Source organism: Stenotrophomonas sp. PD6, assembly GCF_049199305.1.
Taxonomy (GTDB): domain Bacteria; phylum Pseudomonadota; class Gammaproteobacteria; order Xanthomonadales; family Xanthomonadaceae; genus Stenotrophomonas.
Genome location: NZ_JBLZQD010000004.1, coordinates 99,939 through 124,022, shown reverse-complemented (window position 1 = coordinate 124,022; position 24,084 = coordinate 99,939). Strand labels below are relative to the sequence as shown.

The 24,084-nt window shown below is 67.8% G+C and carries 18 protein-coding genes; 13 read left to right on the top strand and 5 right to left on the bottom strand.

Going from position 1 to position 24,084, the window contains the following annotated elements:
* Positions 1-24 precede the first annotated feature (24 nt).
* Positions 25-2,088, bottom strand: coding sequence for a prolyl oligopeptidase family serine peptidase (locus tag ACOZHM_RS08220; RefSeq protein WP_421568771.1), 2,064 nt, complete (start codon positions 2,086-2,088; stop codon positions 25-27).
* 183 nt (positions 2,089-2,271) lie between these two features.
* Positions 2,272-4,242 (bottom strand): OPT family oligopeptide transporter, encoded by a 1,971-nt coding sequence (locus ACOZHM_RS08215; protein ID WP_421568770.1) that lies wholly within the window; start codon positions 4,240-4,242, stop codon positions 2,272-2,274.
* A gap of 248 nt (positions 4,243-4,490) precedes the next feature.
* Between ACOZHM_RS08215 and ACOZHM_RS08210 the strand changes: the two genes are divergently transcribed.
* Positions 4,491-5,675, top strand: a complete 1,185-nt coding sequence (locus ACOZHM_RS08210; RefSeq protein WP_421568768.1) for a DUF1624 domain-containing protein — start codon at positions 4,491-4,493, stop codon at positions 5,673-5,675.
* 216 nt (positions 5,676-5,891) lie between these two features.
* Positions 5,892-7,649 (top strand): peptide MFS transporter, encoded by a 1,758-nt coding sequence (locus tag ACOZHM_RS08205; protein WP_421568767.1) that lies wholly within the window; start codon positions 5,892-5,894, stop codon positions 7,647-7,649.
* A 65-nt stretch (positions 7,650-7,714) separates the two neighbouring features.
* On the opposite strand, the gene ACOZHM_RS08200 is transcribed toward ACOZHM_RS08205, so the two are convergent.
* The 3 genes from ACOZHM_RS08200 to ACOZHM_RS08190 form a co-directional block, all read right to left on the bottom strand.
* Positions 7,715-8,476, bottom strand: a complete 762-nt coding sequence (locus ACOZHM_RS08200) for a hypothetical protein (protein WP_421568765.1) — start codon at positions 8,474-8,476, stop codon at positions 7,715-7,717.
* Positions 8,477-8,613: 137 nt separating this feature from the next.
* Positions 8,614-10,608, bottom strand: a complete 1,995-nt coding sequence (locus tag ACOZHM_RS08195; RefSeq protein WP_421568764.1) for an alpha/beta hydrolase family protein — start codon at positions 10,606-10,608, stop codon at positions 8,614-8,616.
* A gap of 161 nt (positions 10,609-10,769) precedes the next feature.
* Positions 10,770-11,405 (bottom strand): LysE/ArgO family amino acid transporter, encoded by a 636-nt coding sequence (locus ACOZHM_RS08190; RefSeq protein WP_421568763.1) that lies wholly within the window; start codon positions 11,403-11,405, stop codon positions 10,770-10,772.
* 131 nt (positions 11,406-11,536) lie between these two features.
* Between ACOZHM_RS08190 and ACOZHM_RS08185 the strand changes: the two genes are divergently transcribed.
* The 11 genes from ACOZHM_RS08185 to mdcH all read left to right on the top strand — a co-directional run bounded on the left by ACOZHM_RS08185 (position 11,537) and on the right by mdcH (position 24,002).
* Positions 11,537-12,442 (top strand): LysR family transcriptional regulator ArgP, encoded by a 906-nt coding sequence (locus ACOZHM_RS08185; RefSeq protein WP_421568762.1) that lies wholly within the window; start codon positions 11,537-11,539, stop codon positions 12,440-12,442.
* A 256-nt stretch (positions 12,443-12,698) separates the two neighbouring features.
* Positions 12,699-13,286: a hypothetical protein gene (locus ACOZHM_RS08180; protein ID WP_421568761.1), complete on the top strand. Its 588-nt coding sequence runs from the start codon at positions 12,699-12,701 to the stop codon at positions 13,284-13,286.
* Between the two features lie 193 nt (positions 13,287-13,479).
* A complete protein-coding gene (gene mqo / locus ACOZHM_RS08175; RefSeq protein ID WP_421568760.1) occupies positions 13,480-15,186 on the top strand; it encodes a malate dehydrogenase (quinone) in 1,707 nt (568 codons plus the stop codon).
* A 430-nt stretch (positions 15,187-15,616) separates the two neighbouring features.
* The gene (locus ACOZHM_RS08170) at positions 15,617-17,788 is read left to right on the top strand and encodes a TonB-dependent siderophore receptor (protein ID WP_421568759.1); all 2,172 of its coding nucleotides are present in this window, start codon (positions 15,617-15,619) and stop codon (positions 17,786-17,788) included.
* A 203-nt stretch (positions 17,789-17,991) separates the two neighbouring features.
* On the top strand, positions 17,992-19,635 hold the full coding sequence (gene mdcA, locus ACOZHM_RS08165; RefSeq protein WP_421568758.1) for a malonate decarboxylase subunit alpha: 1,644 nt from the start codon (positions 17,992-17,994) through the stop codon (positions 19,633-19,635).
* An 11-nt stretch (positions 19,636-19,646) separates the two neighbouring features.
* Entirely contained in the window at positions 19,647-19,967 is a 321-nt protein-coding gene (gene mdcC / locus ACOZHM_RS08160; protein ID WP_421568757.1) for a malonate decarboxylase acyl carrier protein, read from the top strand.
* A complete protein-coding gene (locus tag ACOZHM_RS08155; protein WP_421568756.1) occupies positions 19,964-20,872 on the top strand; it encodes a biotin-independent malonate decarboxylase subunit beta in 909 nt (302 codons plus the stop codon). The genes mdcC and ACOZHM_RS08155 overlap by 4 nt, the downstream gene beginning before the upstream one ends.
* Complete coding sequence (gene mdcE, locus ACOZHM_RS08150) at positions 20,869-21,579, top strand: biotin-independent malonate decarboxylase subunit gamma (RefSeq protein WP_421568755.1); 711 nt, start codon at positions 20,869-20,871, stop codon at positions 21,577-21,579. The genes ACOZHM_RS08155 and mdcE overlap by 4 nt, the downstream gene beginning before the upstream one ends.
* Positions 21,572-22,243 carry a malonate decarboxylase holo-[acyl-carrier-protein] synthase gene (gene mdcG / locus ACOZHM_RS08145; protein WP_421568753.1) on the top strand — a complete coding sequence of 224 codons (672 nt, stop codon included), beginning with the start codon at positions 21,572-21,574 and terminating at the stop codon, positions 22,241-22,243. Before mdcE ends, mdcG begins: the two co-directional genes overlap by 8 nt.
* Positions 22,240-23,085: a triphosphoribosyl-dephospho-CoA synthase MdcB gene (gene mdcB / locus ACOZHM_RS08140; RefSeq protein WP_421568751.1), complete on the top strand. Its 846-nt coding sequence runs from the start codon at positions 22,240-22,242 to the stop codon at positions 23,083-23,085. Before mdcG ends, mdcB begins: the two co-directional genes overlap by 4 nt.
* The gene (gene mdcH / locus ACOZHM_RS08135) at positions 23,082-24,002 is read left to right on the top strand and encodes a malonate decarboxylase subunit epsilon (RefSeq protein ID WP_421568749.1); all 921 of its coding nucleotides are present in this window, start codon (positions 23,082-23,084) and stop codon (positions 24,000-24,002) included. Before mdcB ends, mdcH begins: the two co-directional genes overlap by 4 nt.
* Positions 24,003-24,084 lie beyond the last annotated feature (82 nt).

The window sequence follows — 24,084 nt, the reverse complement described above, 5'->3', positions numbered from 1 at the left end:
CCCCGGCGGCCGCCCCTGTCCACATCATTCGCCGATGTGCTGCTTCAACCACGCATTGACCGTGTCGTGCCACTGCACGCTGTTCTGCGGCTTGAGCACCCAGTGGTTCTCGTCCGGGAAGTACAGGAACTTCGACTCGATGCCCTGGCGCTGCGCGGCAGTGAACGCGCCCAGGCCCTGTTCGACCGGGATGCGGAAATCGAGCTGGCCGTGGATGATCAGGATCGGCTTCTTCCAGTCAGCCACATGGTTGACCGGATTGAACCGCTCGTAGTTCTGCGGCTTGGCGAACGGCGTGCCGCCCTGCTCCCACTCGGTGAACCACAGCTCTTCAGTGGCGTAACCCATCATGCGCTGGTCGAACACGCCGTCATGGTTGACCAGGCACTTCCACGGCGTATTCCAGTTGCCGGCGATCCAGTTGACCATGAAGCCGCCGTAGCTGGCGCCGAGTGCGCAGGCCTTGTCGCCGTTGAGGAACGGGTACTGCTTCTGCGCCGCCGCCCAGCCCTTCTGCAGGTCTTCCAGCGGGCGGTCGCCCCAGTGCTGGCTGATCGCATCGGTGAACGCCTGGCCGTAGCCGGTGGAACCATGGAAGTCGATCATCACCACCGCGTAGCCCTGGCCCGCGTACGTCTGCGGGTTCCAGCGGTAGCTCCAGCCGTTGCCGAAGCTGCCCTGCGGGCCGCCGTGGATCAGGAACGCGACCGGGTAGGTCTTGCCTTCCTGGTAGTTGTACGGCTTGACCACGTAACCGTGCACGGTCTCGTTGTTCCAGCCCTTGAACTGGAACTGCTCGTAATCGCCGAAGGCGACGTCCGGCAGCACTTCGCTGGCGCTCGGGGTGATCTCGCGCGGGCTGCTGCCGTCGGCCTGCGCCACCACGATCTGGTCGCCGCTCTTCAGGCTGTTCTTCGTGTAGGCCAGCGTGCCGCCGGCGATCACCGGCGAACCGATGCTGCCACCTTCGGCCACGACGGTGGCCTTGCCGGTGGCGATGTCGATGTTGAACAGGCGGTGTTCGCCCAGGTCATCGGCGCCGGTGTAGAAGCTCTTGCCATCCTGCGACAGCACCACTTCGCCAGCCGAACGGTCCCAGTTCGGGGCAATTTCGCGGGTCTTGCCCGAGGCCAGGTCGAGGGCGATGACGCCGAAGCGATCCGCCTCGAAGCCCGGGCGCTTCATCGCGCGGTAGTACAGGGTGTTGCCGTCGGCGCTGAACACCGGGCCGGCATCCCAGGCCGGGTTGGCTGCGGTCAGGTTGACCGGGGCCTGCTTGCCCTCGGCGTCCAGGCGGTACAGGTCGAAGTTGGTCGACCACGCCTCTTCACGGCCGGCCACGCGGATGCTGGCCACCACGCTCTTGCCGTCGGGTGCCCAGGTGAAATCGTCGTTGCCGCCGAACGGCTTGGACGGCGCGTCGCCGACCAGGGTGGCGCTGATCGCCGAGGCGCCCTTCACCGCAGCGGCCTTGGCGGCCGGCAACGGGGCCACGAACAGCGTGTTGCGGCGGCCGTCGTTCCAGGTGTCCCAATGGCGCACGAACAGGCTGTCGAACACCTCGCCGGTGTTCTTGCGCGCCTTGTGCGCGTCCAGCTTCTTGCTGGTGCAGGCCAGGTCCGACCCGCAGTCCTGGAACACGCCGGCGCTGAAGGCCACACGGTCGCCCTGCGGCGAGATCTGGTAGCTGTCCACGTCCACCGCGAAGTCGGTCAGCTGGCGCGGAGTACCACCGGCCAGCGGCATGGCATACAGCTGCTGGCTGCCGCCCTTGGCGCTGAGGAAGTACACGGTCTGGCCGTCGGCCGACAGCGCGGCCGAATTGACGTTCCAGCCGGCCGGGGTGAGCGGCCGGGGCGGCGCCAGGTCGCGGGTGCGCAGGTTGCGGATGTACAGGCCGGTGCTCGCCTTGCTGTCGGTGCCGAGCACGCGCTTGGCGAACACGACGTTGCCGCCGTCGGCGGTCAGCAGCGGGGCCGAAACCCGATCCAGCGCGATCATGTCGCGCACATCCAGGCCACGCGTGGCGGCCAGCGACGGCAGCGCGGTCAGCAGGCACAACGGCAGCAGGGCGTAACGAAGCTTCATCGGGTTCTCCGCGGAACGGCAAAACGCCGATGGTAGTGTCACCCGCCCGTAACACGCAAAGGCCACACGTCATGGGCAGTCCGGCGCCCCGACCGGAGAGGGGGTAGCCCCGGCCGTTGGCCGGCAACATTTAAAGAAAAACCCCGCCATGGCGGGGTTTCCCAGTTTCACATCAGACCGGAGTCAGACCGCGCCGGCCTTTTTGCCGGTCCGGTAGATCAGCCAGCCCACCACGAACAGCACCGCCAGCCCGATCCACTGGGCGGCCGGCAGGTGGAACGGCAGCGCCAGCACGTCGGCACGGCTGCTGACCACGATCGGCACGGCGATGGCGATGCCCATCAGGGCCTCACCGGTGATCAGGCCGGCGGCGAACAGCACGCCCGGCTTGTGCACGCGGTCGCGGCCTTCCTCATCATCGGCACGCACCTTGTGGAAGCGCTCGACCAGGTAGGCGATCAGGCCGCCGAGGAAGATCGGCACCATCAGTTCCAGCGGCAGGTAGATGCCGATCGCCGCGGCCAGCACCGGCACGCGGAAGCGGGCGTTGCGCGACTTCAGCCAGCTGTCGAACGCGATGATCGCGGCACCGACCACGGCACCGATGCCGATGAAGGTCCACGGAAGTTCACCGCCGAACAGACCCTTGGCCACCGAGGCCATCAGGTTGGCCTGCGGTGCGGCGAGCGCGTTGGGGTGCAGGTCGGACTTGACGCCAATACCGTAGGCGGTGGCCAGCAGGTTCAGCACCGGGGCCATGATCAGCGCACAGGAGAACGCACCGATGCCCAGCATCAACTGCTGCTTCCACGGCGTGGCACCGACGATGTAGCCGGCCTTGAGGTCCTGCAGGTTGTCGCCACCCACCGCCGCCGCGCAACAGACCACGGCGCCGATCATGATCGCGGCCACCGCGCCGAGCGGCGCACCGCCGATACCGACCGGGGTGAGGCCGTCCTTGCCCAGCAGCAGCACCAGCACCGCCGAGGCGAACAGGATGGTGGAGATGGTGATGCCCGACACCGGGTTGTTGGACGAGCCGATCAGGCCGGCCAGGTAGGCCGAGACCGAGACGAACAGGAAGCCGGCGACGATCATGATGAGGGTCATCGGGATCGACACGTGCCACTGGCCAACGATGGCCTGGTACAGCGCCAGCAGCGGCAGGGTGAACACCACCAGCGCCACCAGCATCCACTTCATCGGCAGGTCGCGTTCGGTATGTGCCAGCACCGGCCCGCCGCTCTTGCGGGCGGCGGCGAAGCCGCTCTTGACGCCATTGAGCAGCGACTTGCGCAGCGAAATCAGCGTCCACACACCGCCGATCAGCATCGCGCCCACGCCCAGGTAGCGCATCTTCGCGCCCCAGATGGCGAACGCCGCCTCGGTGGACGACGCCGTGGCGATCGACGCGGCCAGGGCCGGGTCGGTGTGCATGAAGAACGCCTGGTACAGCGGGATGGCAATGTGCCAGGTCAGGATCGAGCCGGACACCACCACGATGCCGACATTGAGGCCGACGATGTAGCCCACGCCCAGCAGCGCCGGCGACAGGTTGGTGCCGATGAAGGCGGTGATCTTGGAGCTGCCCACGTAGGCCGAGGTCGCCCAGGCATCGGGGATCAGGCGCATGCCGCTTTCAGCGGCCAGCTTCACGACTGCACCGATCACCGCCGACACGGCCAGGATCTTCAGGCCCGGGCCGGGGTTCTCACCGGCCTTGAGCACTTCGGCCGCGGCCTTGCCTTCGGGGAAGGGAAGCGGGTCTTCGACGATCATCGAACGGCGCAGCGGCACCGAGAACAGCACGCCCAGCAGGCCGCCGAGACCGGCGATGCCCAGCACCCACCAGTACTTGAAGTCCGGCCAGTAGCCCATGATCACCAGCGCGGGGATCGTGAAGATCACGCCCGCGGCGATCGACGAGCCGGCCGAGGCGCCGGTCTGCACGATGTTGTTTTCCAGGATCGTGCCGCCGCCGAGCAGGCGCAGCACTCCCATGGAGATCACCGCCGCCGGAATGGCCGTGGCGATGGTCAGGCCTGCGAACAGACCCAGGTAGGCGTTGGCCGCCGACAGGATCACCGCCAGCACGATGGCGAGCACCACCGCGCGGAAAGTGAGCTGTCTGGGCGCAGCGTCGTCGTTGTTCATGAAAGCCCCTGCTGGCAAAAAATCCTGTCAAACCTAGCCTTCATGGGGTGGTAAGGCAAGCCGCGCCACCGGCGCGGCGTATCGCCGAAGGCGATACCGGGGCGCCGCAGGCGACCCGCGTAGCCCCGGCCGTTGGCCGGACCCAGCAATGCCGGCGCCCGCACGGCCGGCGCGACCAGGTCCTCTCCCTCGCTCCAACCACCCCAAACGGCAAACCCCCACGCCCGGCAACTGCACATGTATTTGTAATGTTATATCCTGTCACGCCACCCACCGGCGCACCCGTGGCCCCCGCCTCCCCCCGGCTCACCTCCATCGACCAGCTGCGTGGCACCGTGATCGTGCTGATGCTGCTGGACCACGTGCGCGAGACGTTCTACCTGCACCAGCAGGTCGCCGACCCGATGGCACTGGATGCCATCGAACCGGCCCTGTTCGTCAGCCGCCTGCTGGCCCACCTGTGCGCCCCGGTGTTCGTGCTGCTCACCGGCCTGTCGGCCTGGTTGTACGCCAGCGGCCAGGCCGACGGGCGCCGTGCCGCCTCCGCGTTCCTGCTCAAGCGCGGCCTGTTCCTGATCCTGCTGGAACTGCTGGTGGTGAACTTCGCCTGGACCCTGCAGTTCCCACCGAGCGTGATCTACCTGCAGGTGATCTGGGCCATCGGCATCAGCATGGTGGCCCTGGCCGGCCTGCTGTGGCTGCCGCGCGGCCTGCTGGCGGCGTTTGCGCTGACGATGATCGCCGGGCACAACCTGCTCGACGGCGTGCACGTCAGCGGCGACGGCCCGCTGGCCGTGCTCTGGAAGGTGTTGCACCAGCGCGACTGGATCGCCGTCGGCGATGCGCTGCGCCTGCGCACCTCGTACCCTGTGCTGCCCTGGATCGGCGTCATCGCGCTGGGCTATGCGATCGGCCCCTGGTTCGCCCGGGGCGGCGACGCCGTGCAGCGCCGGCACCGCCTGCTGTGGGCCGGCGGCGGCGCCCTGCTCGGCTTCGCGCTGCTGCGTGCCACCAACGTGTACGGCGACGCGCCGTGGCAGGCCTTCGCCAGCGCCGGGCAGACCCTGATGAGCGTGTTCAATGTCACCAAGTACCCGCCCTCGCTGCTGTTCCTGCTGCTGACCCTCGGCCTCGGCCTGCTGCTGCTCCGTCTCTATGAGCAGCCGACGGTGGCCCGGGTCCTGGCCCCACTGGCCACCATCGGTGCGGCGCCGATGTTCTTCTACCTGCTGCATCTGTATGTGTTGAAGCTGCTGTATGTGACCGCCGAGGCGTACTGGGGCCAGACCCATGGCGCCTACTTCGGTGTGGACCACGTCTGGACGCTGTGGCTGATCACCGCCGCGCTGGCGCTGGCGCTGTATTGGCCCACGCGCGCCTTCGCGCGCCTGAAGGCACGCCGCAGGGACCTGGCCTGGTTGCGTTACCTTTAGCACCCGATCCCGTAGAGCCACCCCATGGGTGGCTGCGCGGTACATCGCGAAGAGCAGCCACGCATGGCGTGGCACTACGCGGTCGACGTCGCCCCCTTGAGCGGCGCGGGGCGGTAGGCGCGGCAGCGTACCGACCAACGGTCGGCACCTACCAGCGCGGCGCGTTCGGCACGCCAATAGGCAATAATCGCGACCTGTTTTGTCGCCTTCCACCCGATGACCGCCACCGCCCTGCCCGCCTCCGACGACTTCCTTGGCCATCCCAAGGGCGTCTACATCTGCTTCTTCACCGAGATGTGGGAGCGCTTCTCCTTCTACGGCATGAAGGCGCTGCTGCTGCTGTACCTCACCAAGTACCACCTGTTCGGCGACAAGGCCGGCCTGGATCTGCTCGGTGCCTATGGTGGCCTGGTCTACTGCATTCCCGTGTTCGGCGGCCTGCTCGCCGACCGCTGGCTGGGCATGCGCAAGGCCGTGGTGTTCGGCGGCATCCTGCTGGTGCTCGGCCACCTCGGCATGGCGTTCGAAGGCCATGCCGCCACCCACATCGGCGGCCAGGTCGTGCGCGACGAGGCCGCCCTCGGCATCACCTACCTCTCGCTGGCGCTGATCATCATGGGCGTGGGCTTCCTCAAGCCCAATATCTCCACCATCGTCGGCAAGCTCTACCCCGAGAACGATCCGCGCCGCGACTCCGGCTTCTCGCTGTTCTACGCCGGCATCAACCTGGGCGCCCTGTTCGCCTCGCTGGTGTGCGGCTTCCTCGGCGAGGCCTATGGCTGGAAGTACGGCTTCGGCGCCGCCGGCATCGGCATGGTCATTGGCCTGGCCATGTTCCTGTGGGGCCAGAAGTACCTGCACGGCCATGCCGAGCCGAGCAACGCCGCCGCGCTGCGCCAGCGCGTGCTGGGTATTCCGCGCGAATGGCTGATCTACGGCGTGGCCGTGCTCGGCATCGTTCCCGTGGCCGCACTGATGTGGGCGGCCGCCAACGGCGCGTTCGCACTGGGCGGTGAAATCAGCCTCGCGCTCATGCTGATGATCGTTGTCCTGGGCGGCGTGCTGCTCTGGTTCGCCTGGTTCACCGGCACCCGCTGCACGCCGGTGCAGCGCCAGCAGATGATCGCCCTGATGGCGCTGATCTTCATGGCCCTGGTGTTCTTCACTCTATACGAGCAGACCTACGGCTCGTGGGTGACCTTCACCGACCGCCTGCTGACCAAGGACCTGGTGCCGTCGCTGGTGATCCGCGATGGCACCCCGCTGCCGTGGTCGATCGTCTCGTTGCTGCTGGCCCCGCTGGGGTTCGTGGTCGCCGCGCGGCTGTCCGAAACGCGTCCGGGTTCGTCGGCGCCGCGCACGCTGTTCATCGCCATCGTCGCGGTGATGCTGGTGCTGCTCATCCGCGACTGCCTTGTCATTCCGCAGACCGCCGGTTCGCTCACCTACCTGGGCGGCCTGTTCCTGGTGGTGCTGGCGCCGTTGTTCGCCGTGCTGTGGGCCTGGCTGGACCGCCGCCGGCTGGACCCGTCCAAGCCGCTGAAGTCCTCGCTCGGCCTGATCTTCGCCGCGCTGTCCTTCGTGCCGCTGGCACTGGCCGCCCAGCAGGTCGGTGCGACCGGCCAGATGGCCAGCGTGTGGTGGCTGGTGCTGGCGTACCTGGTGCTGGAGATCGGCGAAATGTGCCTGTCGCCGGTCGGCCTGTCGGCCGTGACCCAGTTGGCGGCGCCGCGCGTGGTCAGCCTGATGATGGGCACCTGGTTCCTGGCCACCGCGTTCTCCGAAACGCTGGCGGCGCTGTTCGGCAAACTGGCCGCCATTGAAGTGCCCGAAGGCGAGACCATGAACATCGCGTCCGCCGCCGCCAGCTACGAACACCTGTTCTGGTTGCTGATGTGGATCGGTTTGGGCTGCGCGGCGGTCGCGCTGGCCGGCTCGCCGCTGTTGAAGCGGATGATGCACGGGGTGAAGTAACGCGGGCCGAGATCAGCCACGCCGGGGGCGGCAACGCCCCCGCGGGTCGGTTGCAGATGCGCTTCTCATCGGCAATGCCCTGCTCGATCGCCCAGCGCGTGGCGTCGGTCACGTCGTCCTGCATGCGCAGGCCCCATTGGTGCCTGGCGGCGGCGGTGTGCGCGCGCCCGTAGGTAGTACAGCTTCTGCACGTTGTCCGAGCTGGAACCAAGGGCGAAACGCACTTCTCCGCTGTTGTCGGTCGTGAACTCGGCGCCCTGCACCGGCGAACGGGCCACGACCATCCGCCGCCCGGTGACCGCGTCCATGCGTTCAATGCGTTCAATGCGGGTGTAAGGGTTTTCCGCGAAGGGCCATACGGCAATCAGTACGTTGCGCTCGTCGTCGGCCAGCTCGTCGGTCAGGAAGGCCGACACCTGGCTGTCGTTGAGCCCGCCGACCCGGTAGCCGACCAGCAGCTCGCCGCCCTTGCCATCGGCGTTGATGCCGTACAGCTCGCCGGTCGGGCGCGGACGATCCAGGCGGCCCAACTTCTGTGCCAGCCCGATCACCAGGCGCTGGTTGCCGACCCAGTCGAAGCTGCCGGCGTGGTTGTTGCTCGGCGGCCGGAACGAGCCGACCAGTGCCATGTCGGCGGTGCGCAGGATCGCGATCGCCGTCGCGTCCTGGAGCGGCACGCTGGCGGCCACGTAGGTGCCGTCCGGCGAAATCTTGATGTTGGTGAAGGCATCGTCGCGGAGGTAGCGTTCCAGATCGACCGCCCCGGCCCCCGCCGACAGCAATGCACAGCCGGCGCCCAGCAGCGCGGCCATCAGTGTGTTGCGCATCCATTCCCCCCCTGGGTCCCGGACACCCTGTCCGGGTGGGCGATTCTAGGCAGAAGCCGGGGCGTGGCGCCATCCACCGGGCGCCCGATGCAGGAACGGCACCCGAAGGTGCCGTTCCTGTTGCAGCGTGGTACGCCTCAGGGCGACGCCGATGCCGGTGCCGCCGTGCCTGCGGTCTTCCCGCCCAGGCTGCGCGACAGGAACGCCAGCAGCTTGCCGTAGTACTCGCGGCGGTGCGGGTCGGTATAGAAACCGTGGCCCTCGTTGGGGTAATACAGCGATTCCACCGGGGTACCTGCCTTGAGCAGTGCGGCCTCCATGCGCTTGGTGTGCTGGATGGGCGCGCGTTCGTCCTCGCCACCGGCGGCCAGGAACACCGGCACCTTGATGCGCTCGGCGAAATTGACCGGCGACACTTCCGCCACCTTGGCCGGGCTGCCCAGCCATTCCTTCAGGTAGGTGCTGCCCGAACCACTGCGCTGCACATCGCCGGTGGTATGCATCATCGGCAGGTCGTACACGCCGACGTAGCCAGCCGCGCATTTGTACAGGCCCGGCTCGCGGGCCGCACCGACCATGGCCGCATAAGCGCCGTAACTGGCCCCGTAGATGCAGATCCGCGACGGATCGGCATGGCCCTGGGCGATGGCCCAGCGGGTCGCGTCGGTGACGTCATCCTGCATGGTGCCGCCCCACTGCTGCGCACCCGCGCTGCGGTAGGCCCGACCGAAGTTGCCCGAGCCACGGAAGTTGACCTGCAGCACCGCGTAGCCGGCATCGGCCAGCATCTGCGCCTCCACGTCGTAGCTGCCATCGTCGAACACGCCGAACGGCCCGCCATGCGGCACCACCACCATCGGCGGCTTGGCGCCGGCAGCCGCAGCAGGAACGGTCAGGTAGCCATGCAGCTCCATGCCGTCACGGGCCTTGAATGCGAACGGCTGCACCTTGGCGTTGCGTTGCGGGTCGACCCAGCTGCTGCGGCTGATCACATGGTCGGCCTTCTTGGCCACGGTGTCGAAGATGTAGAAGTCGCCGGGGTTGCGCCCCGACCAGGTCTGCACCAGCACCTGGCGGCCATCACGGGTGCTGGAGGTGATCAGCACCGCTTCGCCGGCGAAGGCCGCCTCCAGGCTGCGGTACAGGCGCGCGTCGGCCGAGGTTTCATCGAAGAAACGGGTGCGCGGGGTGTCGCCCAGGTACAGCGCGCCGACCGGAACGCGGGTACCGGGACGGTACAGCAGCTCCTCGGGGTCCACCACCGGGTCGCGCAGCAGGGTGGCGCGCTTGTCGGTGGCCGGGTCCCAGGTCACGATCGCGTCCGGGCCGTCGGCCTGCTGCACCTGCAGGTAGGCGGTCTTGCCGTCCTCGGAGAAGCCGAGCGCGGTCTCGATGCGCTTGGACACCGCTTCGTCGTTGACCAGCTTCCAGTTGTCGCCGCTGGCTTCGCGGTAGTACAGCTTGTTGACGTTGTCGGTGCCGGCGCCCAGGGCAAAGCGGATCTGCCCGCTGGGGTCGCTGACGAAGCTGGCGTTGCGCACGGGCGAGCGCGCCACGGTCTGGCGGCGGCCACTGGTGACGTCGAGCCGGTCAACCCGGGTGAACGGGTCGTTGGAGAACGGCCACACCGATACCAGTACGTTGCGCTCTTCCTGCGGCATCGAGTCGATCAGGAAGGCGGCCACCGCCTCGACCTTCTTCTGCTGGATGCGCGTGCCGGGGCCGCTGCCCTCCACGCGATACCCGACCAGCAGCTCGCCGCGACCGCCCTTGGCGCTCATGGCGTACAGCTCGCCGGTGAGCTGGGGCTTGTCGAGCGAACCAAACTTTTCGGACAGGCTGATCAGCACGCGGTCGTCGCTGACCCAATAGAAGCCGCTGGCATGGTTGTTACGCGGTGGCACGAACGAGGCAACCACCTTGCCCTCCTTCTGGTCCAGGATGGCCAGCGCGGTGCGGTCCTCCATCGGCACCGTAGCGGCGTAGTACTGCCCGCTGGGCGACAACTTGATGTCGTTGAATGTATCGCGCTTGAGGTACTGCTCCAGGTCCACGCCGGCGGCCCTCACCGGCCCAACCGGCGCACACAGCGCAGCCACGACGGCCAGGGCCGCCCAGTTCGAGTAACGCATCCTTCCCCCTTGGTCCGGACACCTTGTCCGTGATCGCCGATTCTAGACAGATCGCGCCGTCTCGAGCCAGTGGCGGCTTGGGATGGCGTTTTCGACCCACAAAAGAAAATGGCACCGCGAACGGTGCCATTTGGACGTGCATTGACGGAGAGAGAGAGAGATCAATGCACGCCGCGGAACGCGAGGGTCAGGGCCAGGATGGACAGGATCACGGCAATGGTGCCGTCGAGGATCCGCCAGGTGCGCGGCTTGGTGAACAGCGGAGCCAGCAGGCGGGCGCCCAGGCCCTGCGCGGTCAGCCACAGGCAGCTGGCGGTGACGACGCCGGCGGCGAAGGCCATGCGCGCATTGCCGAAGTTTTCGGCAATGGAGCCGATCACCATCATGTCCAGCCAGAAATGCGGGTTGATCAGCGAGAAACCGACAGCGGCGGTCAGCACCGCGCGGCGCGAGGTGTTGTCGCCATCGTCCATCTGCATGCCGCCACCGCCGGCCAGCGCGCGACGCGCCGACTGCCAGGCGTACCAGCTCAGGAACGCGACGCCGCCCCACAGGACCACGGTGGTCAGCCACGGCAGGGCCTGGGTCAGGGTGCGCAGTCCGGCAACGCTGGCGAAGATGAAGACCGCATCGATGGCCGCACAGGTCGCCACCACGGGCACGATGTGCTTGCGCAGGATGCCCTGGCGCAGGATGAAGGCGCTCTGGGCGCCCACGACGGCGAACAGGCCGATGCCGGCAGCGGCGCCACTGAACCACGCGGCCAGGCCCGGGCCGCCGGAAATGAAGGAGAACATGGGGTACACCTGTCTTGCTGGGGGGCGGTGCCTCGCCAAGGCGTACAGCACCGGATGGCGCGTATTGTCGCGCCGCAACATGGAAAAGTAGAGCTAAACTTACTTAACCATCTTTAGCAGAGCTTAAGACCATGCGTATCGACCATGCCCAGCTGCGGGCGCTGGCGGCGGTGATCCGGGAGGGCAGTTTCGAGCGGGCCGCGCAGTCGCTCAATGTCACGGCGTCGGCGGTGTCGCAGCGGGTGAAGGCGCTGGAGGACCGGATCGGCCGCCTGCTGGTCAAACGCTCGTCGCCGGCGGTGGCCACGCCGGAGGGCCAGGTGCTGGTGCAGCTGGCGGAGCAGACGGCGCTGCTGGAGCACGATGCGCTGCATCGCATGGGCATCGCGGACGAGGACCTGCCGCACGCCAGCATCCCGGTGGCGGTCAACCATGACAGCCTGGAGACGTGGTTCCCCGAGGCGGCGCTGAATTTCGCGCGGCAGACGGGCACGACGCTGGACCTGCGCTCGGAGGACCAGGACCACACGGTGGCGCTGCTGCGCCAGGGCGCGGTGCTGGGCGCGGTGACGACGCTCGACGAGCCGGTGCAGGGCTGCCAGATCCACGCGCTGGGCAGCATCCGCTACGCGGCAACCTGCACGCAGGCGTTCCACGACCGGCATTTCGCGAAGGGGGTCAACGCGCAGTCGCTGGCACAGGCGCCGGTGCTGGTGTTCAACCGCAAGGACGACATGCAGGCCCGCTTCGCGCGCCGGCTGGCCGGGGATGATCTGCCGATGACGGCACCGACGTGGTGGATCCCCTCGACGCGGGCCTTCGTGCAGGCCAATGTGGGCGGGCTGGGCTGGACGATGAATCCGCTGCCGCTGGTGAAGCGCCACCTGGACGCCGGGCGACTGGTGCTGATGAAGCCGCGCGCGTGGGAAGACGTGCCGCTGTACTGGCAGCACTGGAAGGGCGATGTGCAGACGATGGCGCTGCTGACCAAGGCGGTGCTGGCGGCGTCGGGCACGTTGGTGCGCAAACGGCGGTAATCAACTGCGAACGGCCGGAGCAGTGCGGATGGATCCCTGCGGCTTGGCCCGGAGGGGGTGGGGTAGCGGGACACGCCGTAAACCCATCCATGGGGGCTCGTTCACGCCATCCATGGCGCTCTACGGTCCCGCTACCCCACCCCCTCCGGGCCATTGACACGTGGTCGGCTGCCAACGGAAAGCAGGCAATTCCGCGCTCCACACGGCAACGACACCTGTCGCTGCACGATCACGGCATCCCATGCGGCGAACGGCGATGGAATCGGATCCGGTCTATCTGCATATCCGGGTGGTGCTGAGCATCATCCTGGGGTTGAGCATCACCACGCTGGTGAAGGGCCTGGCGTCGATCATCGAACATCCGGCCCGGCGCGGCGGGTGGTCGGGCATCCACCTGTGCTGGGTGCTGTGGACGCTGGTGTCGGTGGTGACCTTCTGGTGGTGGGAGTTCCGGCTGGCCGGGGTGCGGGAGTGGACGTTCGGGCTGTATCTGTTCGTGATCGGGTATTGCGCCAGCTGGTACATGCTGTGCGTGCTGCTGTTTCCCGATGACCTGCGCGACTACGGCAGTTATGAGGAATACCTGCTGCAGCGGCGCGGCGGCTTCTTCGGGATGCTGGCGCTGGTGACGCTGCTGGACCTGGGCGATACGGCGATCAAGGGCCACAGCCGCTGGCAGGTGCTGGGGGAGGCGTATCCGGTGCACACCGGAATCATGCTGGTAATTGCAGGGCTGGGGTTCGCCAGCCGATCGCGACGGGTGCACCTGGCGCTGGCGATCGGGGCGCTGGTTTACCAGTGCGGGTATTTCCTCGTGGAGTACTTCACGTTGGGCACGGATTGAGTGGCTTCGACGGCGCAGCCACGCAGGGCGTGGCTCTAGCGCGCTGTCGGCGTGACGGATGCGATGCTGCGTTGCACCAAATCCGTACCAATTCGGGATAAAATCAGGCCTTGGACGCGCCAAGAGCTTGTTTCTTCACGCTTCTTCCCCAAAGCGTCGTCATCCTGCCCTCATCTCCCCACATGAGATCTCCATGAAAAGACTAGCGAAGGTCGTCCTCGGCCTGCTCGTGCTGTTGCTGATCGCAGCGGCCGTGTTCCTGTACTGGCCCCTCCACCAGCGTTCGGTTCCGGCCGCGGGCAACGACAAGCCCGTCGACGTCGTGCTGGTTGGCGGCGGCATCATGAGCATCACCCTCGCCACGTTCCTGCAGGAACTGCAGCCGGACTGGAACATCCAGGTCTACGAACGCCTCAACGGCGTCGCGCTGGAAAGCTCCGATGGCTGGAACAACGCCGGCACCGGGCATTCGGCGTTTGCCGAACTGAACTACACCCCCGAGCTGCCGGACGGCAGCATCGAAACCAAGCGTGCGGTGGGCATTGCCGAGCAGTTCGAGATCTCGCGCCAGTTCTGGTCGCACCAGGTGAAGGAAGGCCGCCTCAGCCAGCCGTCGGACTTCATCAACCCCACCCCGCACATGAGCTTTGTCTGGGGCGATGACAACATCGCCTACCTGCACAAGCGCCAGCAGGCGCTGGTGAAGAACCCGCTGTTCTACGGCATGCAGTATTCCGAAGACCCCGCGCAGATCAAGGCATGGGCACCGCTGCTGATGGAGGGTCGCGACCCCAGGCAGAAGGTCGCCGCCACCTGGATGCCGCTGGGCACCGACGTCAACTTCGGCGTCATCACCCGCCAGCTGACCGCCGGCCTGCAGCGCAACCCCAACTTCGGCCTGCACCTGGAGCACGAAGTCGGCGCGCTGCGCCAGAACGACGACAAGTCCTGGAACGTGACCGTCAAGGACCTGAAGTCCGGTACCGAATCGACCATCAAGTCGCGCTTCGTCTTCATCGGCGCCGGCGGTGCCGCGCTCAAGCTGCTGCAGCTGTCGGGCATTCCCGAAGCCAGGAACTATGCCGGCTTCCCGGTGGGCGGTCAGTTCCTCGCCTTCAAGTCGCCGGCCATCGCCGGCCGCCACAGCGTCAAGGCCTACGGCATGGCCGAAACCGGCTCGCCGCCGATGTCCGTGCCGCACCTGGATGCGCGCAAGCTGGACGGCAAGCCCGTGGTCCTGTTCGGGCCGTTCGCCCTGTACAGCACCAAGTTCCTCAAGCACGGTTCGTGGTTCGACCTGTACTCCTCGGTCAACCACAACAACGTGGCCGGCATGCTCGACGTGGGCATGGAGAACCTGGACCTGGTCAAGTATCTGATGGGCCAGGCGCAGTTGAACGACGACGACCGCCAGGCCGAACTGGTCAAGTACTTCCCCAACGCCAAGCGCGAAGACTGGGAACTGGTCACCGCGGGCCAGCGCGTGCAGATCATCAAGCGCGACCCGGAGAAGGGCCCCGTGCTGCAGTTCGGCACAGAGATCGTCACCGACAAGGACCACACCCTCGCCGCCCTGCTCGGCGCCTCCCCGGGTGCCTCCACCTCGCCGCCGATCATGCTCGACCTGCTCAAGAAGGCCTTCCCCGAGCAGATGGCCGCCGGCTGGGAAGCCCGCCTGAAGCAGATCGTGCCGTCGTACGGCCGCAAGCTCAACGACAGTCCGGCCCTGACCAACGAGGTTCGCCGCCAGACCAGCGACACCCTGCGCCTGCCCTACTTGGACGTTCCGGGGGAGACCAGCCCGGCCGTCATGATGACCGCGCCGGCAACGGCACCGGCGGTGCCGGCAGCCCCGGTGAAGGAAAAGCGCAACGCCAATGAGGAATTGCAGGCGTTGTAAGCCTGTTCCTGCACCGCGCACATACGCATGTGTCCCCAAAAACCGGCCCAAGGGCCGGTTTTTTTTTGCCTGTGCCTGTGCCTTCGCCTTTGCTTTTGCCTCTGCCAAGCGCCACACGAAATCTTCAGGGGGCGCGGGGCGGTGGCGGGTAGCGGGGCCTTGAGCGGCAGGAGCCGCGAAGAGCCCCATGGGTGAAGACGCATTGCTCGCGAGGCACTGCCTCGCATGCGGCTGAACGCACAGCCGCCAGCGGCTGGGCAGGGCCGCGGATCGGGGTTTACGCGTGCCCCGCTACCCGCTACCGCCCCGCGACCCAGCTCGGAAGAGTCACTAACTAACGCTTTCAGCTCGTTAAATTATTGTAATTAGAATGCGAACGATTTACATTTGCGTCCCGCTGTGCCCCCACCTGCCACCGCTGAGACCCTGAATGTCCTCCCGTTCCCTGCCCCCCGCTTCCGTCCGCCGTGCCCCGTTGGGCCTGGCGCTGCTCTCGATCCTGTCGCTGGCCTCGCCGCTGGCCCTGGCTGACAGCCTCGATGCCGGCAGCACTGCCGATGCCAAGACCCTGGACCAGGTGAACGTTGTCGGGACCCAGCGCGCGCCGTCCAGCACCACCCGCCTGCCGATCACCCTGCAGGAAACCCCGCAGTCCACCAGCGTCCTCGGGCTGGACCGCATCCAGAACGAATCGCTGTTCTCCATCAACGACGTCATGCGCAACATCACCGGCGTCAACGTCTCCTTCTACGACACCCAGCGCCCCCTGTACTACGCGCGCGGCTTCACCATCACCGACTTCCAGGTCGACAGCCTGCCCACCTACAGCGGCTCCACCAACCAGGAATACGACACCGCCTTCTACGATCGCATCGAAGTCATCCGCGGCGCCAACGGCCTGCTCAGCGGCGCCGGCATTCCGTCCGCCACCGTCAACCTGCTGCGCAAGCGCCCGGGCAAAGCGTTCGATGCCTCCTTCGCCGTCAGCGCCGGCAGCTGGGACTTCCGCCGCATGGAAGCCGACGTCAACGCACCGCTCACCAGCGATGGCCGCTTCCGCAGCCGCGTCGTTGCCGCCTACACCGATCGTGAGCTGTATTACGACCGCTACAAAGAAGACAAAATGGCCGGCATGGCCGTCCTCGAAGGCGACCTGACCGATTCCACCACCGTCACCGTCGGCTACCAGCGCCAGGACAACAACCCGGTCGGCTCCACCTGGGGCACCGTGCCGTTCTTCAACAGCGACGGCACCTTCGCCCACCTCCCGCGCGAAACCAACATGGCCCCCAAGTGGAGCTACTGGCAGCGCGAGACCAGCACCGTCTTCGCCAACCTCGAACAGCGCTTCGGTGAAAACTGGCTGCTCAAGCTCAACACCGCCTATACCCGCGGCAACGTCCAGAACGTGCGCGTCTACGGCAGCGGCTACCCCGATCCCGTGACCGGTGCCGGCACCTACCTCATGGCCGGCGCCGGCGATGCAGAAGACACCCGCAAGGGCGCCGACCTGTTCCTGTCCGGCACCTTCTCCGCCTTCGGCCGCGACCATGATGTCGTCGTCGGTGGCAGCTGGTCCGACCTCGAAGCCACCACCTGGACCCTCACCTCCGTAGCCGGCTGGCGCTACAACATCCCCGACATCCGCACCTGGAACGGCGACATTCCCGAGCTGACCGCCAGCCGCACCGGCGCCCGCCGCATCGCCCGCACCAAACAGAGCGGCGTGTACGCCTCCACCCGCCTGCGCCTGGCCGAGCCGCTGTCGCTGATCGCCGGCGCGCGCCTGAGCCGCTGGGAAACGATGACCCGCGCCTACAACGCCGCCGGCGCCTACACCGGCACCAGCGGCCAGTACAAAGTGACCGACGAAGTCACCCCGTACGTGGGCCTGGTCTACGACATCGTTCCGGACTTCTCCGTCTACGCCAGTTACACCGAGATCTTCAACCCGCAGAACTACAAGGACCGCAACGAGAACCTGCTGGCGCCCGTCGAAGGTTCCAACCTGGAAGCCGGCATCAAGTCGCAGTGGTTCGACGGCAGGTTGACCGCCAACGCCGCCATCTTCGAGGCCAAGCAGGACAACTACGCCGTGCGCGACATGAGCCTGCCGGACGGCTCGCTCAGCGACGGCAGCTCGGCCTACATCGGCGTCAACGGCACCAAATCGCGCGGCTGGGAAATGGACATCAACGGCGAGATCCGCCCGGGCTGGACCGTCAACGCCGGCTATACCCACGTCAAGGTGACCCGTGCGGCCACCGACATGATCTACGCCAACCTGCCGGAAGACTTCCTGCAGCTCAACACCAGCGTGCGCCTGCCGGGCGTGCTGGAGCGCCTGACCGTGGGCGGTGGCGTCTCCTGGCAGAGCGAAGTGGAGGGCTACAACATCCCCTACCCGCTGGGCGGCACCCGCACCGTGCGCCAGCCGGCCTACATGCTGGTCAACCTGCACGCCAACTACGAGATCAGCGACAGCTGGACCGCCACCCTGAGCGTGCGCAACGCCATGGACAAGACCTACTGGGCGAACCTGGACTACAACAACTTCGGCGAGCCGCGCTTCGTGTCGGCCAGCCTGCGCTGGAAGTTCTGAGGTAGCGCCGGGCTCTGCCCGGCTGTCGGAACGACGCGTAGCGCCGGGCTCTGCCCGGCCCGAGGAGCTGCCGGGCAGAGCCCGGCTCTACCGCAAAAGCAAAGGCCCGCCCCCGGCGGGCCTTTGCTTTTGCTGCATTGCGGGTTGCATCCCATCTCGTAATTATGGCGTAATTACGTCAACACCCCCCGGGATGCCTCGCAATGACCCCCAGCTGGGATACCAAAGCCCTTGGCCGCCAGGCCCGCCTGGAGCGCGCCGCCGCCTGGGCACGCGGCCATGAGGTGGCCGCCGCGGATGTCGGCGAACTGCTGCACGCCCTGCTCGAACCGGGCGACAAGGTCTGCCTGGAAGGCAACAACCAGAAGCAGGCCGACTTTCTCGCCCAGTGCCTGGCCGACCTCGACCCGGCCCGGGTCCACGACCTGCACATGGTCCAGTCGGTGCTGTCGCTGCCCACGCACCTGGACGTCTTCGAGCGTGGCATCGCCTCGAAACTGGACTTCTCCTTCTCCGGCCCACAGTCGGTGCGGCTGGCCAACCTGGTCGCCGAAGGGCGCATCCAGATCGGCGCCATCCACACCTACCTGGAACTGTTCGGCCGCTACTTCATCGACCTCACCCCGGGCGTGGCCCTCGTCGCCGCGCAGGCCGCCGACCGCCACGGCAACCTCTACACCGGTCCCAACACCGAAGACACCCCGGTGATCGTCGAAGCCACCGCGTTCGGCGGCGGCATCGTCATCGCCCAGGTCAACGACATCGTCGACACCCTGCCCCGCGTCGACATCCCCGCCGACTGGGTCAACTTCGTGGTGCAGGCCCCGCGCCCGAACCATATCGAACCGCTGTTCACCCGCGACCCGGCGCAGATCTCCGAGATCCAGGTGCTGATGGCGATGATGGCCATCAAGGGCATCTACGCCGAATACGGGGTCAACCGGCTCAACCACGGCATCGGCTTCGACACCGCCGCCATCGAACTGCTGCTGCCTACCTATGCCGAATCGCTGGGGCTGAAGGGAAAGATCTGCCAGCACTGGGCGCTCAACCCGCATCCGGCGCTGATCCCGGCGATCGAATCGGGCTTCGTCAAATCCGTGCACTCGTTCGGCTCCGAACTGGGCATGGAGAAGTACATCGCCGCACGTGGCGATGTGTTCTTCACCGGTGCCGACGGCTCGATGCGCTCCAACCGCGCCTTCTCACAGACCGCCGGCCTGTATGCCTGCGACATGTTCATCGGCTCCACCCTGCAGATCGACCTGCAGGGCAACAGCTCCACCGCCACCCGCGACCGCATCGCCGGTTTCGGCGGCGCCCCCAACATGGGCTCGGACGCACGCGGCCGCCGCCACGCCAGCGAGGCCTGGCTCAAGGCCGGCAGGCAGGCGGCGCGGCCCGGCGAAATGCCACGCGGGCGCAAGCTGGTGGTGCAGATGGTGGAAACCTTCCGCGAGCACATGGCACCGGCGTTCGTCGACCGCCTGGACGCCTGGGAGCTGGCTGAGCGCGCGGCCATGCCGCTGCCGCCGGTGATGATCTACGGCGACGACGTCACCCACATCCTCACCGAGGAAGGCATCGCCAACCTGCTGCTGTGCCGCACCCCGGAGGAGCGCGAACAGGCGATCCGTGGCGTGGCCGGCTACACGGCCGTCGGCCTGGGTCGTGATCGCGCCATGGTCGAGAACCTGCGCGACCGCGGCGTCATCCAGCGCCCCGACGACCTCGGCATCCACGTGCGCGACGCCAGCCGTGACCTGCTGGCCGCGCGTTCGGTCAAAGACCTGGTGCGCTGGTCGGGGGGGCTGTATGACCCGCCCAAGCGCTTCCGCAACTGGTAAGGGAACCTGTGATGGAAACCCTCGACTATCGATTCACCGGCACGCGTGCCGTGCGCTTCCCCTCCGATGCGGTGCTGGTCGGCGTGCTGGCCTCGGGCAACCTGGAAATCCTGCTGGAACCGGCCGCGCTGGACGGTGCGATGGCGGTGCGCATCATCACCGCCGCGCGGGGCTTCGGCACGACCTGGGAGGCGGTGATCGCCGACTTCGCCCGCCGCCATCCGCTGCGCGATGTGCAGGTGTCGATCAACGACGCTGGTGCCACCCCGGCCGTGGTCAGCCTGCGCCTGGACCAGGCAGTGGAAACCCTGCATGCGGGAGACGGCGCATGAGCCTCGTCCACCGCCACAGCTATTACGAAGCCGACGCGCGCGAACGCATCGCCGGCCTGCTCGATGCCGGCAGTTTCAACGAACTGCTCGGCCCGGCGCGGCGCGCGATCAGCCCGCACCTGGCCCAGCTGGACCAGCCGGCCGCCTTCGACGACGGCGTCGTGGTCGGCGAAGGCCGGTTGCGCGGCAAGCGCGTGCTGGTCGCGGCGCAGCAGGGCCAGTTCATGGGCGGCGGCGTGGGCGAAGTGCACGGCGCCAAGCTCACCGGCCTGCTGCAGCGTGCCGCGCAGACCCACCCCGAGGGCGTGCTGCTGTTGCTCGACACCGGCGGCGTGCGCCTGCACGAAGCCAATGCGGGGCTCATCGCCATCTCCGAGATCATGCGTGCCGTGCTCGCCACGCGCGCGGCAGGTGTGCCGGTGATCGCCCTGATCGGCAGCGGCAACGGCGCGTTCGGCGGCATGGGCATCGTCGCGCGTTGCTGCACCACCGTGATCATGTCCGAAGAGGGACGGCTGTCGCTGTCCGGTCCGGAGGTGATCGAAACCGTGCGCGGCGTGGAAGAGTTCGACGCACGCGATCGCGCCCTGGTCTGGCGGGTTACCGGCGGCAAGCACCGCTATCTGATCGACCAGGCGCAGGTGCTGGTGCCCGATGCGATCGAGGCATTCACCCAGGCCGCGTTCGATGCCCTGCGGCCGGATGCCGCCAGCATGGGCACCGAGAGCGCCTTGGCCGCGCTGCAGGCCCGGCATGCCGCACTCAATGCACGCGCGCAGGCGTGGGGCGATTGCCGCGATGGATTGGAAATATGGGCGCGGCTGGGCATCGAGGATCCGCAGCGGCTGCCGCTGCTCGAGACCGATGCATTCCTTGCCGCCACCGCTGATCGGAGGCTGCCATGACCGCACCACTCGCCCCCCTGCTCGACGCGCTGTTCCCGCGTGGGCATGCCATCACCGTCGAGGATTCGGTCCTGACCGGTACGGCCAGCACCGACGATGGCGAGGTGACCGTGATCGGCACCACCGACAAGATCGAGGTGGGGGTGGACCACGCGCTGGTACTCGCCGAAACCGTGCTTGCGAGCACCACCGCGCACCCGCAGCGCCCGATCGTGATGCTGGTCGATACCGCCGGCCAGCGGCTGGCGCGTCGCGATGAACTGCTGGGCATCAACGGCTACTTCGCGCACCTGGCGCAGACGCTGGACCTGGCCCGTCGCCGTGGTGCCCGCCTGGTCACGCTGGTCTACGGCGAATCGGTCAGCGGCGGCTTCCTGTCGTTCGGGCTGATGGCCGACCACATCCACGCCCTGCCCGATGCGCAGGTGCGCGTGATGGACCTGCGTGCGATGGCACGGGTGACCAAACAGCCGCTGGAAAAGCTGCAGGCGCTCAGCCAGAGCTCGCCGGTGTTCGCGTCGGGCGTGGAGAACTATGTCGCCATGGGTGCCGTGGACTCGGTCTGGCACGGCGACCTGGCACAGGCGCTGCTGCAGGCCCTGCGCACGCCGGCCGACGGCGACCGCCGCGCACAACGCGGTGCCGAACGTGGCGGCCGCCGCCTGGCTGCACGCGTGGCCACACAGGTAGCCGCTGGCGATGCCTGACCGGCTCGCCCGCCACACGCTGGTCTGGCTGTCGGCACACGCCGACTGGCGGGCCGACGTGGCCGCGCACGACCGCCGCCTGGCGGACTGGTTCGCGCGCGGTTGGCCGGCCGTGGTCGCGCGCCGCGCGGCGGACGATCCCGATCCGCGCGTGCGCCTCGGCGTTCCCCTTCCCCCCGCCGAGGGCAAGCAGCGGTTGGCGCTGCGCGTGCCGTTGAGCGACATCGTGCGCCAGGCACCGCCATTGCCCCTGGCCGAGGTTCGCGCGCATGCGGGCGTCCCGGCGGAGTGGCAGCAGCCGCTGCAGGCGCTGGAAAGAGTGGCACCGGCGCACGTGTTTGGTGCGTTCGCCTGGCAGGTGCTGACCGGGCTGGACTACGTGCATGCGCGCTCGGACATCGACGTACTGTGGTCGGTGCAGACGGCCGATGCGGCCGATGCGCTGGTGGCAAAACTGCAGGTGTGGGAACGGCGGTTCGACCGCCGCCTGGATGGCGAGCTGTGCCTGCCCGATGGTGGGGCGGTGAACTGGCGCGAGTATGCCGGCTGCGCCCGGGAGGTGCTGGTGAAGCGGGTGGACGGGGCCGGGTTGGACGTGCGTGCCGGGTTGTTTGAGTCGGCGCGGCTGCCACGCATGGCGTGGCACTACGGGGTGGCCTCTTGAACGCCGTTCTGCAGCGGTGTGTATCGCCCGTTGATTCGGCGCGGCTGGGACGGCTGGCGGTTGCCAGCCTGCACGTCGAACTGGCGCTTGCGCCGAAGCCCGGGCTGGTCACGCCGTTCGATTCAGGCAGTCATGACGACATGGATGCAGCCACCTTCATGCGCAGCCTGTTCGCCTTGCGCCATTACTTCCGCGACATCGTACATGCCGGTGCCGACGGCGCGCCGTTCGCCGTGCTGCGTCGCCATGGCATCGCCGCCGAGGCCGCCATGCTGCGCGCCACCGGCAGCATCAACACGCATCGCGGGGCGATCTTCAGCCTGGGCCTGCTGGTGGCCGCCGCCGCGCGGTGCCGCCGCAGCGGGCGGCCGGCGTCGGGCGAGCAGGTCTGCCGGGCCGTACAGCACTGGTCGGCAGAGTTGATGGCCGCGCCGCTGGACCCGAACAGCCCGGGACAACGTGCCCGCGCCCTGCATGGCGTTGCCGGTGTAAGAGAACAGGCCGCGGCCGGCTACCCGCTGCTGCGCACGCTGGCATTGCCCACCCTGCGCGGTGCGCTGGCGGCGGGGCTTTCGCGTGAGGCGGCGCTGTGCCACACGCTGATGACGCTGATCGCCCGCGTGGACGATCTCAATCTGCTGCACCGAGGCGGCGCCGACGGCCTGCACTGGGCGCGCAGCGAGGCGGCGGCCTTCATTGCCGACGGCGGCGCGTTTGCAGCGGGCTGGCGCCCGCGCCTGCAGCAGCTCGGTGATGCCTTCGTCGCGCGCCGGCTCAGCCCGGGCGGCAGTGCCGATCTGTTGGCCTGCAGCTGGTTCCTGTTGCAGCAGGAGGCCGTATGAGCCTGGCCCTGCTCTGCCCCGGCCAGGGCGCGCAGCATCCGGCAATGTTCGACCGGGTACGCGACAACGCGTCCGCGCGCGATGTGCTCGATGGCGCGAGCGACGTGCTGGGCCAGGACGTGTTCGCTGCGGCAGGTACGGAGGCGCGCTTCGACAATGCACTGGCGCAGCCACTGCTGTGCGCCGCCAGCCTGGCGCAGTGGCAGGCACTTCGCACGCAGCTGCCGACGCCCGGCATGGTGGCCGGTTACAGCATCGGCGAACTGGCGGCGCATGCCATTGCCGGCAGTATCGATTCGCGGTCCTGTCTGGCACTGGCGGCGCAGCGTGCGCACTTCATGGATGCCGCCAGCCCGGTCGGCACGGGCATGCAGGCGGTGCTCGGGCTGGACCGCGACCGGGTGCAGGCGCTGTGCGCGGCGCATGCCGTGCATGTGGCGATCGCCAATGGCCGCGAGCATTTCATTGTCGGTGGCGCGTTGACTGGTCTGCAGTCACTGGCCGAGGAGGCGCGTGCAGCCGGCGCGGAGATCCGTCCGCTACCGGTAGCGGTGCCCTCGCATACCCCATTGCTGCAGGCAGCGGTTCCCGCATTCGCCGCCGCACTGGATGCGGTGGACTGGCAACGCCCGCAGTTCCCGGTACTGGCCGGCATCGACGCACGCCTGGTGCGTGACCGCGCCGGCATGGTGCACACGCTTTCGGCGCAGCTGGCGCAGACGATCGAATGGGCGCAGCTGATGCGCCAGCTCTTCGAGCGCGGCGCGCGGGTGTTCCTGCAGCTCGGTCCCGGCACCGCGCTGGCGCGCATGGTGGCCAGTGCCTACCCGTGCTGCGAAGTGCGCGCGGCCGAAGAATTCCAGCACCTGGACGGTGCGGCGGCCTGGGTGCACAGCGCCTTGGGCCGTGTGCAATGAGCGGTCGGCTCCACCTGTAGCACGCCACATCCCGGGATGGCGGGTCCCCATCCATGCGGTACGCGAATCACGTGTCTGGGAG